11 protein-coding genes are annotated in these 14,167 nt (G+C 70.0%); 8 read left to right on the forward strand and 3 right to left on the reverse strand.

Features of this window, described 5'->3' with window-relative positions; translation table 11 throughout:
* Nucleotides 1–275 precede the first annotated feature (275 nt).
* A complete protein-coding gene (locus AC3IX6_RS33740; RefSeq protein WP_489367073.1) occupies nucleotides 276–1,151 on the forward strand; it encodes a universal stress protein in 876 nt (291 codons plus the stop codon).
* A gap of 76 nt (nucleotides 1,152–1,227) precedes the next feature.
* Here the strand turns inward: AC3IX6_RS33740 and AC3IX6_RS33745 are convergent, their stop codons facing one another.
* Complete coding sequence (locus AC3IX6_RS33745; RefSeq protein WP_489367074.1) at nucleotides 1,228–1,935, reverse strand: response regulator; 708 nt, start codon at nucleotides 1,933–1,935, stop codon at nucleotides 1,228–1,230.
* Between the two features lie 257 nt (nucleotides 1,936–2,192).
* Between AC3IX6_RS33745 and AC3IX6_RS33750 the strand changes: the two genes are divergently transcribed.
* Both AC3IX6_RS33750 and AC3IX6_RS33755 read left to right on the forward strand, forming a co-directional pair.
* Nucleotides 2,193–2,519 carry an STAS domain-containing protein gene (locus tag AC3IX6_RS33750; protein WP_489367075.1) on the forward strand — a complete coding sequence of 109 codons (327 nt, stop codon included), beginning with the start codon at nucleotides 2,193–2,195 and terminating at the stop codon, nucleotides 2,517–2,519.
* 124 nt (nucleotides 2,520–2,643) lie between these two features.
* A complete protein-coding gene (locus tag AC3IX6_RS33755) occupies nucleotides 2,644–3,138 on the forward strand; it encodes a pyridoxamine 5'-phosphate oxidase family protein (RefSeq protein ID WP_489367076.1) in 495 nt (164 codons plus the stop codon).
* Nucleotides 3,139–3,152: 14 nt separating this feature from the next.
* Here the strand turns inward: AC3IX6_RS33755 and AC3IX6_RS33760 are convergent, their stop codons facing one another.
* Nucleotides 3,153–4,835 (reverse strand): sensor histidine kinase, encoded by a 1,683-nt coding sequence (locus AC3IX6_RS33760; RefSeq protein ID WP_489371641.1) that lies wholly within the window; start codon nucleotides 4,833–4,835, stop codon nucleotides 3,153–3,155.
* Between the two features lie 272 nt (nucleotides 4,836–5,107).
* Between AC3IX6_RS33760 and ppk2 the strand changes: the two genes are divergently transcribed.
* Entirely contained in the window at nucleotides 5,108–5,902 is a 795-nt protein-coding gene (gene ppk2, locus AC3IX6_RS33765; protein ID WP_489371642.1) for a polyphosphate kinase 2, read from the forward strand.
* A gap of 403 nt (nucleotides 5,903–6,305) precedes the next feature.
* Here ppk2 and AC3IX6_RS33770 read toward each other — a convergent pair whose 3' ends face one another.
* Nucleotides 6,306–6,494, reverse strand: coding sequence for a hypothetical protein (locus AC3IX6_RS33770; protein ID WP_489367077.1), 189 nt, complete (start codon nucleotides 6,492–6,494; stop codon nucleotides 6,306–6,308).
* Between the two features lie 266 nt (nucleotides 6,495–6,760).
* Here AC3IX6_RS33770 and ppdK point away from each other — a divergent pair, with 266 nt between their 5' ends.
* The 4 genes from ppdK to AC3IX6_RS33790 all read left to right on the forward strand — a co-directional run bounded on the left by ppdK (nucleotide 6,761) and on the right by AC3IX6_RS33790 (nucleotide 14,145).
* On the forward strand, nucleotides 6,761–9,460 hold the full coding sequence (ppdK, locus tag AC3IX6_RS33775; protein ID WP_489367078.1) for a pyruvate, phosphate dikinase: 2,700 nt from the start codon (nucleotides 6,761–6,763) through the stop codon (nucleotides 9,458–9,460).
* Between the two features lie 932 nt (nucleotides 9,461–10,392).
* Nucleotides 10,393–10,989, forward strand: coding sequence for a dihydrofolate reductase family protein (locus tag AC3IX6_RS33780; RefSeq protein WP_422466965.1), 597 nt, complete (start codon nucleotides 10,393–10,395; stop codon nucleotides 10,987–10,989).
* Between the two features lie 75 nt (nucleotides 10,990–11,064).
* Nucleotides 11,065–11,232, forward strand: coding sequence for a hypothetical protein (locus AC3IX6_RS33785; RefSeq protein ID WP_422466967.1), 168 nt, complete (start codon nucleotides 11,065–11,067; stop codon nucleotides 11,230–11,232).
* Between the two features lie 366 nt (nucleotides 11,233–11,598).
* Complete coding sequence (locus tag AC3IX6_RS33790) at nucleotides 11,599–14,145, forward strand: RICIN domain-containing protein (protein ID WP_489371643.1); 2,547 nt, start codon at nucleotides 11,599–11,601, stop codon at nucleotides 14,143–14,145.
* The last annotated feature ends 22 nt before the right edge of the window (nucleotides 14,146–14,167 follow it).

Genomic DNA, 14,167 nt, shown 5'->3' on the forward strand with positions numbered 1-14,167 from the left:
CGGAGCTCGTCAGCCCCGGCGCCGAAGCTGTCCGGCACCTGACCGCCCGCAAGGCCACCGGCTGGAACCGCGACAGGGCCCCTCGTCCGGCGAGGAGGTCGTCGACCGAGTGGGCGTCGGGAAGGGATGAGCGGCCCTGGGGGAGGGACTGTTGGCCCCTGTATGGCAAGGCGTCCAGCGGCGAAGGTGAGTTCAGCGGCGCCGGTTCCCCCGGCCGGCGCCGCTCCCCTGCCGACCGACCCCGATGCTCCGGCATCAGTACGGAGGACAGACCTGTGAAGCGCACCCTCGTTGTCGGAGTGGACGGATCCCCGCAGAGCCGGGCCGCGGCGGACTGGGCCGCACGGGAGGCCGTACGGCGCGACCTGCCCCTGCACGTGGTCCACGCCTGGCTGTGGCAGCCGCTCGCAGCACCGATCGTCCAGGACCGCGACACCGAATCCGGCCGGGCCGATGACCTCCTGAAGGAGGTCGAGGGCGAGCTCACCCACCGGTACCCGGGACTGGCCCTCACCACGGAAGTGCTCTCGGACGTGCCGGTGCCGGCCCTCCTGCGCGCCGCCAGGGAAGCGGAGTTGCTGGTGCTCGGCACGCGCGGGCACGGAGCCCTGGTCGGGTTCCTGCTGGGCTCCTACGGGCGGCAGGTGATCGCCGCCGCCGAGTGCCCCGTCGTGTCCGTACGCTCCGCGCACGGCAGGCCGGTGGCCGCGCCGGAGGAGGGTGAGGTCGTCGTCGGGCAGCAGGGCGGGGTTCAGGAGTCCGCCGAGGTACTGCGCGTCGCCTTCGAGGCCGCCGCGGCGAGGAAGGCAACGCTCCGTGCGGTCCGCGCCTGGAGCCTGCCCCCGGTCTACGGGTACAGCCCCGGGTCGATGTGGATCGCTGATCAGTTCGGTGGTCTGGAGCCGTACGAGAAGGCCGCGCTGGAGCAGGCGCTGGAGCCGTGGCGGCTGAAGTACCCGGAGGTCGAAGTCGTCGCGCACGTGGAGCAGGGAAGCGGGGGCCACGTGCTGCTGACCGCGGCGTCCGACGCGCAGCTGCTCGTCGTCGGCCGCCGGGTCCGCGAGTCGGCGGTGGGGGCGCACATCGGGTCGGTGGCCCATGCCGTCCTGCACCACTCGGTCTGTCCTGTGGCGGTGGTCCCGCACGCCTGACCCGGCCCAGGTCAGGCGGAAGGCCGGGCGCGCGACTGTACGGCGTGCCCGGCCCTCCTGCGTGCCCGGCCGCCGGCTATTCGGCGGCCCGCGCGGGGTGCTGGCTCGGCGGTGTCAAGGTGTGGCTGGCGATCACCGCTGCCTGGACGCGACGCTCCACGCCGAGCTTGGTGAGCAGCCGCGAGATGATGTTCTTGACGGTCTTCTCGGCGAGGTAGAGCCGGTTGCCGATCTCCCTGTTGGTGAGCCCCTCGCTGACCATGACGAGGATCTCCTTCTCCCGGTCGGTGAAGCCGGGCAGGCCCGTGACCTGGTCCTCCTTGGGCACGTCGCCGCGCATGCGGGCCATCAGCCGGGTCGTGGCTCCGGGATCGAGCATGGACTGGCCGGCCGCGACCGTACGGACGGCGGTGACCAGGTCGGTGCCGGTGATCTGCTTCAGCACGTAACCGGAGGCGCCCGCCATCACCGCGTCGAGAAGGGCTTCCTCGTCGTCGAAGGAGGTGAGCATCAGGCAGGCCAGTTCGGGCATCTTCGAGCGCAGCTCGCGGCATACGCTCACGCCGTCGCCGTCCTGGAGCCGTACGTCGAGGATCGCCACCTGGGGGCGCAGCGCGGGGATGCGGATCAGGGCCTGTTCCGCCGTGCCCGCCTCACCGATCACGTTCAGGTCCGGCTCCGCGTCCAGCAGATCGTGCACCCCTCGCCGTACGACTTCGTGGTCGTCGAGGAGGAAGACCGTGATCGGCGGCTTGGTGGGGGAGGGGGCACCGCTGTCGGTCATGACGCAACTCCTTCGCCTGGGTTCGTGCGGGGCGCCCGAACTCCAGCATCCTGCCTGTCCCAGGGGCCGAACGGACAGGGCCGATAGGCCCTCATCCGGCGGCCTCCCCGAGCAGTGGGCCTTCGGGGAAAGGGACCTTCGGCCCTGGGTCGGGGGCATGTGGACCTTCCCGGCGCCTGTTCGCGTGCGGTGAGCTGGTGCCGCAAACGGGGAAAGGCGCGGCTCGTCCGCAGGGCCGCACGCAGCGTGGAGGTTCCATGACGACCACCTTGATCGACCTGAGGGCCGCGGTGAGGAACGAAGGCGACGTGCGCGTCACGTTGGCCGGAGAACTCGATTTCCATACGGCGGGGCTGGTGGAACCGCGCCTCACCGACCTCGCCGCATCCGGTCACCGCAGCCTCGTCCTGGACCTGTCCGGGATCTCCTTCTGTGACAGCTCGGGCATCGGCCTGTTCTTGCGTGTCGACCAACGCTGCCGCTGGGCCGGAACCCGGCTCCGGCTGTGCGGCGTGCCACCTCTGGTGGCCAAGTCGATGCGGGTCCTCGGTGCCGACCGCGTGCTGCGCATCGTGGCGGCCTGAGCGCGGCGGCATCCGAGACTGGTGCCCTGGTCGGGACCATCCGGCCCTGGTTCCCGTGGTGATCGGGAGGGAGGCTGGTGACGCGGAAGCCGCGAACGATCGATACCGGATGGAGGTGCGGATCATGGACCAGGACGGCATAGGACGCGTGGGCGGTCGCACGGGCGATACGACGACCGGCCGGCGCATGCGGGAGCTGGACAGGGCCGAGGCACTCAGGCTTCTGGGGACGGTGTCCCTGGGGCGCATCGTCTTCACGCAGTCCGCGCTGCCTGCCGTCCGCCCGGTCAACCACCTGGTCGAAGGCGAGGACGTCATCGTGCGGATCCACGACGACGGGGCGCTCGCCTCCCTCGTGGCTCCGGCCGATGTCCCCGGTGTGGTGGTCGCCTACGAGGCGGACGCCATCGATCCCGTCACCCACCTCGGCTGGAGCGTCGTGGTCACCGGCTACGCGTGCCTGGTGACCGACGCCGACGAGGCGGCCCGGTTCGCGGCTCTGCTGCGTCCCTGGGTGGGAGACTCCATGACCGGAGCCCTGCGGATCCGCCCCGACCTCGTCACCGGATTCCGGCTGGAGGCGGAGCGGACGCTGCCCGAGTCCGCTTGCCTGGGCTGATCGAGTCGGGTCCGTCAGCTCCCGGTGGGGAGCGGCGCCCGCCAGACGAGCCGGCTGCCCCCATCGTCGGGGGTGTCGATGATGAAGGACCCGCCCAGGCTCTGCGCCCGGTCGTCGAGGTTGAGCAGACCGCTTCTGCGGCCCTGGGCCGGGACGCCCCTGCCGTTGTCGGAGACCGTCAGTATGATCTCGCCCGGTTCGGCCTTGAGGGCCACGGAGACCCTGGTCGCCCCCGCGTGGCGCGCGGCGTTGCTCAGGAGCTCGCCCAGCGCCGCCATGACGTGGTCGGCGACCTCGGACGGGACGTCCGTATCGAGCAGGCCCTCCATGCTCAGACGCGGTGGATGGCCGAGGGTGGTGGCCGCCTCGCCGACGGCCCGGGCCGCGCGGGCCCGCAGACCCGGTCCGCTCTCGCGGTCCTTGGTGCGCAGACCGAAGATCGTCGAACGGATGATCTTGATGGTTTCGTCCAGGTCCTCGACGGCGCGGCTGACGCGTTCGGCGGCCCCCTCGTGCTCGACGAGCCGTGCGGCGCTCTGGAGGGTCATGCCGGTGGCGAAGAGCCGCTGGATGGCCAGGTCGTGCAGGTCCCGTGCGATCCGGTCGCGCTCCTCCAGCAGTGCTATCTGTTCCGCGTCCCGGCGCCGCTCCGCCAGCTCGAGGGCGATGGTCGCCTGACCCGCGAAGGCGACGAGCGGCTCGAGCTCGTTCTCGCCGAAGGCGGGCTCTCCGGCCGGGCGCGCGAGCAGCAGTACGCCCCTGCTCTCCCGGCCGGCGGTGCCCAGCGGGACCGCGACGGCGGGACCCAGCCCGCCCTGTGTCTGCGCATCGGCCGGGTAGCGGTCGTCGTCCGAGGCGTGGAGGACCGTGACGGGTTGCCCGGTGCGGTGCGCGGTTCCCGAGAGGGTTCCCGCATAGGGGACGACGAGTCCCTGTCTGGCCTTGCTGTCCGCACCGGCCGCGAACTCCACGAACAGCCCCTCCGCGCCGGGGACCGGCATGGAGATGTCCGCGATCCGGGCCCCCGTGATCTCCTGGGCCCGCAGCGCGATGAGCTCCAGCACCGCCGGACGGGGACTGCCGGACAGCAGGCTCTCGGTGATCTCCGCATTGGCCTTGAGCCACAGCTGCTGGCGCTGGGACCCTTCGTAGAGCCGGGCGTTGTCGATCGCCACGCCCGCCGCCACCGAGAGGGTGGAGATCACCGTCTCGTCCTCGGTGTCGAAGTCGAACCCGCCCCGCTTGTCGGTCAGGTAGAGATTCCCGAACACCTCGTCCCGCACCCGGATCGGTACGCCGAGGAACGTGCGCATGGGCGGGTGGTGCGGCGGAAACCCGTACGAGGAGGAGTGGGCGCCGAGATCGGTGAGGCGCAAGGGCTCCGGGTGGTGGATGACCTCTCCGAGCAGGCCGTGACCGGCCGGCAGGGGACCGATTTCGGCGATGGCCTCCTCGTCGAGCCCCACGGTCAGGAACTGCGACAGGGTGCGGCCGTCGGGGCCTATGACCCCGAGCGCCCCGTAGTCGGCGTCGACGAGCAGGGCCGCTGCCTCCACGATCCGCCGCAGCACCTGGGCCAGGTCCAGTTCCCGGCCCACCGAGACGACGGCCTCCAGCAGACTGTGCACCCGGTCCCGGGTGCCGCGCACGGCGTCGATGCGTACTTGGAGCTCGTCGAGCAGCTCGTCCAGCCGCATCCGAGGCACTTGCGTCAACGGATCCCCCACACTCACGTGATTCCCCTTCGCTGCCCGCCCCGTCCGGCGCCAGCGTATCGGTACAGACGGTCCCGAAGGGGGCATCGGCTGCGGGCACTGCGAACGGGGGAGCGGACGTCCGGTGAGCCGGAGGGCGAGGTCCGGGCCGGCATCCCGACACGGGATTGCGATGCGAGAGGCATCCTTGCGCGCGGACGCGTGCCGTGACCGACTTGATCACGGCACTGGACGGCGAGAGGACGGACACGGCGATGGGTCTCAAGAAGGCGGTCTACGAGAGAGAGCTGCTGCGGCTCCAGACGGAGCTGGTCAAGCTCCAGGAGTGGACGCGTGCGGAAGGCGCCCGGCTGGTCGTCGTCTTCGAGGGCCGTGACGCCGCGGGCAAAGGGGGCACGATCAAGCGCGTCGCCGAGCACCTGAACCCCCGTGTCGCGCGCATCGCGGCCCTGCCCACGCCGACGGAGCGGGAGCGTTCGCAGTGGTACTTCCAGCGGTACGTCGAGCATCTGCCCGCCGCCGGCGAGATCGTCCTCTTCGACCGCAGCTGGTACAACCGCGCCGGGGTGGAGCACGTCATGGGCTTCTGCACGCCTGCCGAGCACCAGCGCTTCCTGCGCCAGTGCCCGCTGTTCGAGCGGATGCTGATCGAGGACGGGATCCTGCTCCGCAAGTACTGGTTCTCCGTAAGCGACGCAGTGCAGGAGGAGCGGTTCCGGCGCCGCGCGCAGGACCCGCTGCGCCGGTGGAAGCTCTCCCCGATGGATCTGGAGTCCCTCACCCGCTGGGAGGCGTACTCGAGGGCCAAGGACGAGATGCTCGTCCACACGGACACGGCCGACGCCCCGTGGTACGTCGTCGAGAGCGACGACAAGCGCAGCGCACGGCTCAACATGATGGCCCACCTGCTGTCCTCGGTTCCCTACGAGGACGTGGCCGTACCGTCGCTGGCCTTGCCGCCGAGGCCGCCGTCCACGGGCTACGAGCGTCCGTCCAAGGAGCTGCAGACCGCCGTACCCGACCACGCGGCCACCCTCGGCAAGGACTGAACGGCGGCAGAGTCCGGCGCACTTGGTGGAGGTGGCCGAGAGTTCCGGCGGCTCGCCGCCTTCCGCCGCCGCGAACTCTTGCCGGCCCTGGGCTGTCTCCTGGGCGTCCTCGTGCTCGGCATCCGTGCACGTGACGCAGTCCCCCCCGGGCACCGTTCCAGCTGCGGCACACGACGAGGAGCACGTCGTTCCCCGCGATACACCCGCCAGGGCATCCGGCTCGCCGCCTGTGGTGCGTACGCCCTCTCGGCAGCCGCCGTGGACAGCCTGCGCTCCGTCTTGAACGAGTCGAACTCGCCCGCTGGGCCTGTCTCACGGGGGTGGGAGACGGCGCGATGTCCGAGGCCTCCGCCTGACACGTGGGCCGGCGAGGCACCCTTGCCTCCGGGGGTGTGCACGGCGCTCAGGAAGGCCTTCCGGTTGCCTGTCGCTCAAGGGACGTGGCGACGACGAGCGCCAGCATGCCGACGGCCACCATGATCAGCCCGACGACCGTCCGGTTGGCGCTCTCCCACTGCCGGTCCACGGCGAACGCCAGGATGGCGCCGAGACCGATGGACGTGATGGCGCCGACGGCCAGCAAGCCCGTCATGTCATTCACCGACTTTCGTGTCGTGCCCGGATCCGCATTTCCGTGCTCGCCCCGACGGTCCCGGATACCGGGAGTGGTCGAGCAGGTACCCAACGTCCCTTCGCGGAGTCGAACGGCGCCTCCGCGGGTGGCCGCGCGCTTGGCCAAGGCACGGGCAGAGGGCCCGTCCGGCCCTACGAAGGGCCGTCCGGCCCCTCTCGGAACCGGTGCGGGACAAGCCAGTGTGAGAGATGAGCGCGATATCGCCGAGGAGGCTGGTGGCAGTCATGGGTTCCTACGTGTACGACTTCGCCGAGGGCAGCCGGGACATGGCCGATCTGCTCGGAGGCAAGGGCGCAAACCTCGCGGAGATGGCCCGCATGGGCCTGCCCGTGCCGCCTGGCTTCACCATCACGACGGAGGCCTGCCGCGTATTCCTGGCTACAGGTGAGCTGCCCGCAGGCCTGGACCGCGAGGTCGCCGAGCACCTGGCGGCGCTCGAGAGGGCTGCCGGCAAGCGGTTGGGACAGGTGGACGACCCGCTGCTCCTCTCGGTCAGGTCGGGGGCGCGGTTCTCCATGCCGGGCATGATGGAGACCATCCTCGACATCGGTCTGAACGATCTCTCGGTGCTCGGCCTGGCCAAGGTCCCCGACCGGGAGCGGTTCGCGTGGGATTCCTACCGCCGCCTCGTGCAGATGTTCGGGAGCACCGTCATGGGCGTCCACGGCTCCCTCTTCGAAGACGTGCTCCGCCGGGTCAAGGATCAGCACCGTGTCGTAGACGATTCCCAACTGGACGTATGTGACCTCATGCGGATCGTCGAAATGTTCAAGGACCTCATCCTTGAACGTACGGGGAGTGAGTTTCCGCAAGACCCGACCGAGCAGCTGCGGCAGGCGATCCTCGCCGTCTTCGCGTCGTGGAACGGTGACCGCGCTCACCTCTACCGTCGCCGCGAGCACATTCCGGACGGTCTCGGGACAGCGGTCAACATCCAGCGCATGGTCTTCGGGAACCTCGGCTCCGATTCCGGCAGCGGAGTCGCGTTCACGCGCGACCCGGCCACCGGGCGCCCCGGCCCGTACGGCGACTACCTGCGCAACGCCCAGGGCGAGGACGTCGTCTCCGGTGTCCGCGACGCCGTACCGCTGCAGAAGCTGGCCACGCTCGACCCGGTCTCGTTCGCCCGGCTGCGCGGCTACATGGGGCAGCTCGAAACGCACTACCGGGACTTGTGCGACATCGAGTTCACGATCGAGCACGGCGTCCTGTGGATGCTGCAGACCCGTGTCGGGAAGCGCACCGCGCAGGCGGCCTTCAGCATCGCCTCCCAACTGGCCGACGAGGGCCTCATCTCCACTGACGAAGCGCTGGCCCGAGTCGACGGCGACATGCTGGCGCGGCTGATGTTCCCCCGGTTCGACACAGGCGTCGCGGCTCCCGTGCTCACACGCGGCATCCCGGCCTCGCCCGGCGCGGCCGTGGGCGTGGTCGTCTTCGACTCCTCGGAGGCGGTTCGGCGGGCGGCCGCCGGAGAGGAAGTCGTGCTCGTACGGCAGGAGACCACGCCCGACGACCTCCCGGGCATGGTCGCCGCTCAGGCGGTGCTCACGAGCCGTGGCGGCAAGACCAGCCATGCGGCGGTGGTGGCGCGCGGTATGGGCAAGGTCTGCGTCTGCGGGGCCGACGCGCTGTCCATCGACCTGGGGGCACGACGATTCTCCGTCGGCGATGTCGTCGTCTCCGAGGGCGAGACCATCTCCGTGGACGGCTTCGAAGGCCTCGTCCGCCTCGGCGCGGTACCGCTGGTGGACTCCGCGGTCATGCGCTACTTCGAGGCGGGCTCACCCGCGCCGGACGCCACCGCGCAGGAGGGCGTACCCGAGGTGCACCGCCTCATGGAGCACGCCGATGCCACCCGACGCCTGGGGGTACGGGCGAACGCCGACACACCGCAGGACGCGGCCCGAGCACGCCGGTTCGGCGCAGAGGGCATCGGACTGTGCCGTACGGAGCACATGTTCCTCGGGGATCGCCGTCCACTGGTGGAGGCCATGATCCTCGCACCCACGGAGAACGACCGCGAGGTCGCGCTGGCCGCACTCCTGCCCTTGCAGCGCGAGGACTTCACCGGAATCCTCGCCGCCATGGACGGCTTGCCCGTGACCATCCGGCTGCTCGACCCGCCCCTGCACGAGTTCCTGCCCGACCGGACGGACCTGGCCGTACGCCTTGCCCGGGACGAAGCACTGGGCCGGACACAGGATCCACACGACACCGAGCTGTTGGCCGCAGTCACGCGCATGCACGAGGAGAACCCGATGCTCGGCCTGCGGGGCGTCCGACTGGGTCTCGTGAAACGGGGCCTGGTGGCCATGCAGGTGCGTGCCATCGCAGAGGCCGTCGTTGCCCGCAAGCGGGCGGGAGGCGATCCGCGTGCCGAGATCATGGTCCCGCTCGTGGGCGCGGTCGAGGAACTCCACCTCGTGAGGCAAGAAGTGGAGGAGATGCTGTCCACGGTCACGCGCGAGACGGGGGTCTCGGTGACCTGTCCGATCGGAACCATGATCGAGCTGCCCAGAGCAGCCCTGACCGCCGGTCGTATCGCGAGCCAGGCGGAGTTCTTCTCCTTCGGAACGAACGACCTGACGCAGACCACATGGGGCTTCTCCCGCGACGACGTCGAGGCCGAGTTCTTCTCCGCCTATCTCGACAAGGGAATCTTCGAGACCTCCCCGTTCGAGACGATCGACCGGGAAGGAGTCGGACGCCTGGTCGAGATCGCGGTCCGTGAAGGTCGTGCGGCCCGACCCGACCTCAAGATCGGCGTGTGCGGGGAACACGGCGGTGACCCCACCTCCGTGCACTTCTTCCACGAGGCCGGACTCGATTACGTATCCTGCTCGCCGTTCCGCGTCCCCGTCGCCCGCCTGGAGGCCGGCCGTGCGGCCCTGTCGGCACGGTCTGCGGACGCGACGAAGTGACACGCCACCCAGGTCGGTGAGTCTGCCGCCGTGCTGGTCGGCGTATCGGCTTTGGCCGGCCGGTGGATCCGTCGGGGCCAGTGGACGATCGACGTGATCTGGCAGGCTGTTTCGGCCATGCTCTGGTCGCCACCGGCACTCGCGTGGGCCGAGGAAGGTCGAGGCGGAATCAATTCGGTCTGTGGACCGGCGATGTGCGTCTCGAGAGCAGGGCAACGGTGCCTGACCGGTCGTTTGTGCAGGTCAGGCACCGTACTCAACTTCTTAGAAGAAGCCGAGTCTTTTGGGGGAATAGCTTACCAATAGGTACTTGGTCTGCTGGTGGTACAGCAGCGGAACCCATACTGACCAGGGAAAACGGCAGTCGATGGGTTTGGGTCTCCGCCACGGTCTTACATGCAACGAGATTCCAGCGCCGCAGGCCCCGGCGATCACCCGGGGCCTGACGCGTGAGGGCTTCAACTTCACGCCGACGCCATCGGCCGGCTGAGCTTCGGTGACCTGGGGCTGGATCCAGATCGCCGACTTCTTCGTCGCCGGCGCCCTGCTGATCGCCGGTGCGGTCGGGATGCGGCGCTCGGTGTCAGAAGGGCCACGCCGACGTCCTGGTCGCCCACACCCTCGCGGAGGACGAGGTGAAACGGTCCAGGCCGACCGTCAGTGAGCGTTCACATTCAGGTCATTGCAATGATTCGACGGGTCTCGTTGCGTTTAGCGGCATGCGCATTGCAATGATGTCTCTCAAGTGACCTGCAGGAACGCGTTGATTGAGCGCACAATCGGTTGCCGAGGTGCCGAACGCAACATAGATTTTCTTCTGTCGCGAACAGCAGGGATTCCAGCGGTATTGAGTCCGGCGCGACCTTCCAGGCCGTCGACACGACCGCGGTCCATCCCCATCTACCCAACTGATCAGGAAGCGAGGCATCCCTATGCGCATTGCGATTGGTGAATTCATCAGCCTGGACGGCGTCGTTCAGGCCCCGGGGCATCCGGACGAGGACACCGACGGCGGTTTCGCGCACGGTGGCTGGAGCCATCCGTTCTTCGACCCGGAGGTGATGGGCGGTGCCCTGGCCGAGTGGCAGGCGGACACCGAGGCCCTGCTGTTCGGGCGCCGCACCTGGCAGACCATGGCCGCGGCGTGGCCGGCACGGGCCGGCGACCCGTTCGCCGACCACATGAACAGCGTCACCAAGTACGTCGTGTCCAGCACCCTCGGCGAGGACGAGCTGACGTGGAACAACACCACGTGCATCCCCGGAGATCAGGCCCTGGACCAGATCAAGAAGCTGCGCGAGGCCGAAGGCCGCGACCTGGTGGTCATGGGCAGCGCGTCCCTCACCCGCACCCTGCTGGCCGAGGGGCTGGTCGACGAGCTGCGGCTCATGATCTTGCCGGTGCTCGTCGGTGGCGGTAAGACGATCTACCCGGCGGATGGCCACCTCCGCACGTTCGAACTGGTCTCCACGGTCGTCAGCGGCACCGGAGTGCACGTGTGCACCTACCGGCCGAAGGCCGGGGCGTAGTCGGCAGGCGTACGAGCCCATGCCGACCAGGCGGGAGGTCCAGTAGACGGGTCAGTAGCCGATGGTGAAGCGACGTTGGACGAAGCGCGGCAGCTCCGCCTCGTCGACGAGGGCGACAGCGGCGTCCTCCATGGAGATGCGGCTGCGCCCGTCCGCGTCGAGGGTCCTGTGCAGGAGCGCGTCCGAGTCGGCCCGTACGACTCCGGGCGCGATCTCCAGGCTGCCGGCGCCGCCATCGACTGAGAATCACCAAGGGGCGCGGTGAGCGGCTGAGGGCTGCGACGTGAGATGCGCGTGGAAGGCCGGCGCCAGTGCTGCCGGCCCTGCGGAAGATGGCCCTGGCCTGACGTCGGTTCGGCGGGCGGCAACCTTTTGCGGAGCTGTGGCGACTGACGGGCGACCCGAAGGCGATCGCACCCACGGATCGTCCGATCACACCGCCGCATGCTGCTGCGCACCGCTGACCAGAGCCGGTGTGCGAGGCAGGCTCGGAGCGAGGAGCCCCCCATGAACGAGACGGATACCACCGCGCACGGTCGCGGTCGGCGCACACGCGCGGCCGGTGGCGAGCGACGTACGCGTGGACGCCACCGCCGGCGCTGGACGACGATGGGTCTCGCGCTGGGCGTGCCCGGTGTGCTCGGCCCCTACCTGCTGTTCGTGCAGGCCGACTCGGAGGCCGCGACGTTGGATTCCGACGCCTATTACGAGGTGGTGTCCGTGCGCAGCGACAAGGTGCTGGACGTGCCCGGCGCGGACACGTCGGACGGCGCCCGGACACGGCAGCAGAGCCGCGTGGCCGGTGCCGCGAGTCAGCACTGGCGGCTGAGGCCGACGGGGGACGGCTACTACGAGCTGGAGAACCGCAGCAGCAAGAAGGTCCTCGGTGTGCGGGGTGCCTCCATACAGTCGGCGGCCGCCATCGAGCAGCAGTCCGGCCACGGCGAGGCCGCGCAGCAGTGGAAGATCGAGAAGGCCGGCGGTGCGGCGGTGAAGATCGTCTCGCGGAGCAGCGGCATGGTGCTGGACGTGTGGGGCGGCTCCAGCGGCGACGGCGTGCCGCTCGTCCAGTACGCGGACCATGGCGGCACCAACCAGCGGTGGAAGCTGGTGAAGGCGGTCGGCTCGGGCAGGTACACCTGGCACAACGTGCAGATCGTCGGTGGCGGGTTCGTCACCGGGCTGGTCTTCAACCCCGCCCGCAAGGACCTGCTGTACGCGCGGACCGACATCGGCGGCGCCTACCGCTGGGACGCGACCGCCGCCCGCTGGATCTCCTTGACCGACTGGATCGGCGGAGCCGACTGGAACCTGCTGGGGATGGAGAGTCTGGCGACCGACCCGGTCGACCCGAACCGCCTGTACCTCGCGAGCGGCACCTACACCAACGACTGGGCGGGCAACGGTGCGATCCTGCGCTCCAGGGACCAGGGCAGGACGTTCCAGCGCACCGACCTGCCGTTCAAACTGGGCGGCAACGAGGACGGCCGGTCCATGGGCGAGCGGCTGGTGGTGGACCCGTCCGACCACGGCACGCTCTACCTGGGTACCCGCAAGAACGGGCTCTGGCGCAGCACCGACCACGGCGTGACGTGGAGCCAGGTCGGCAGCTTCCCCGTGAAGGACGGTGCGAGCAGCGGCGTCGGCCTCTCCTTCGTGACCTTCGGCCCGTCCGGCAGCCGGACGATCTACGTCGGGGTGGCCGACAAGACCACCTCGCTGTACCGCTCCACCGACGGCGGCAGTACCTGGCAGGCCGTGCCCGGCCAGCCGAAGGGGCAGTTGCCGCAGCACGGTGTGCTGTCCGGCGACGGCTCGCTGTACCTGACGTACACCAACGCGCCGGGCCCGAACGGCGTGACGGCCGGTTCGGTGTGGAAGCACACGCCGTCCACCGGGGGCTGGAAGAACATCTCGCCGTCCAGTGGCGGTTACGGGTTCGCCGGCCTGGCGGTCGATCCGCAGCGTCCGTCCACGGTGATGGTGACCACGCTGGACCGCTGGTGGCCCTCGGACGAGATCTACCGGTCGGCCGACGGCGGCGCCTCCTGGAAGGCGCTCGGCGCGACCTCGGTCCGGGACAGCTCCGCAGCGCCGTACGTGGGCACCGGCATCGGTCACTGGATGGGCGCCCTGGCCATCGACCCCTTCGATTCCGGGCACGTGCTGTACGGCACGGGATCGGGGATGTGGGGCAGCAACGACGTGACCGCGGCGGACAGCGGGCGGGCGACGCACTGGACCATCCCGGCGAAGGGGTTGGAGGAGACCGCGACGCTCGGGCTGATCAAGCCCCCGGGTCTTCCCCTGATCAGTGCGCTCGGCGATGTCAGCGGCTTCCGGCACGAGGACCTCACCAAGGTGCCCGCCAAGGCGCTGTCCGGGCCGCTGTTCACCAACACCACGGGTATCGACTTCGCCCAGTCGAAGCCGCGGTTCATGGTGCGGGTCGGTCTCGGTGGCGAGCAGCACGGCGCCTACTCGGCCGATGGCGGCGTCGGCTGGGTACCGTTCGCCGCACCGCCGGTGCGCGATGCGGGCGGCGGTTCCGTGGCCGTCTCGGCTGACGGCGCCGCCGTGGTGTGGACCCCCGCGGGCCAGGCTCCGTTCCGTTCGGGCAGCCGTGGCTCGGCCTGGACAGCGGTCTCCGGTCTGCCCAAGGACACGGCCGTCGTGGCCGACCGGTCGGCGGAGAACACCTTCTACGCCCTCAGCGGCGGAACCTTGTACGCCAGCACCGACGGCGGGAAGCACTTCACCGCCCGGGCCACCGGTCTGGTCGGCGGGCAGCTCAAGGCGGTTCCGGGCATCGCAGGTGACCTGTGGATCGCCGGCGGGGGCAACGGACTCCTGCACTCCACCAACGGGGGGAAGAGCTTCGGCAAGCTCGGCGGCGTGGAACAGGCGAGCGGCGTCGGCTTCGGAAAGCCGGCCCCGGGTGCCCGGTACCAGGCGCTGTACCTCAGCGGGAAGGTGAAGGGCGTCACCGGGCTGTTCCGCTCAACCGACGGCGGCTCGGTCTGGGTCCGGATCAACGACGACCAGCACCAGTTCGGCGGGATCGCCGTCAACGTCATCAGCGGTGACCCCGACGTGTACGGGCGGGTCTACCTGGGCGCCTACGGCCGTGGCGTGGTGTACGGCGACCTGTCCTGATGCTCCGGGCCCGTGGGCGGGC

Source organism: Streptomyces sp. GL_141 (assembly GCF_057834385.1).

Excerpts from the sequence above, each read along its gene's own strand:
- AC3IX6_RS33745 (WP_489367074.1), bottom strand. The coding sequence starts at position 1,935 with ATGACCGACAGCGGTGCCCCCTCCCCCACCAAGCCGCCGATCACGGTC.
- AC3IX6_RS33750 (WP_489367075.1), top strand. The coding sequence starts at position 2,193 with ATGACGACCACCTTGATCGACCTGAGGGCCGCGGTGAGGAACGAAGGC.
- AC3IX6_RS33755 (WP_489367076.1), top strand. The coding sequence starts at position 2,644 with ATGGACCAGGACGGCATAGGACGCGTGGGCGGTCGCACGGGCGATACG.
- AC3IX6_RS33760 (WP_489371641.1), bottom strand. The coding sequence starts at position 4,835 with ATGCGGCTGGACGAGCTGCTCGACGAGCTCCAAGTACGCATCGACGCC.
- ppk2 (WP_489371642.1), top strand. The coding sequence starts at position 5,108 with ATGGGTCTCAAGAAGGCGGTCTACGAGAGAGAGCTGCTGCGGCTCCAG.
- AC3IX6_RS33770 (WP_489367077.1), bottom strand. The coding sequence starts at position 6,494 with ATGACGGGCTTGCTGGCCGTCGGCGCCATCACGTCCATCGGTCTCGGC.
- ppdK (WP_489367078.1), top strand. The coding sequence starts at position 6,761 with ATGGGTTCCTACGTGTACGACTTCGCCGAGGGCAGCCGGGACATGGCC.
- AC3IX6_RS33780 (WP_422466965.1), top strand. The coding sequence starts at position 10,393 with ATGCGCATTGCGATTGGTGAATTCATCAGCCTGGACGGCGTCGTTCAG.
- AC3IX6_RS33790 (WP_489371643.1), top strand. The coding sequence starts at position 11,599 with ATGGGTCTCGCGCTGGGCGTGCCCGGTGTGCTCGGCCCCTACCTGCTG.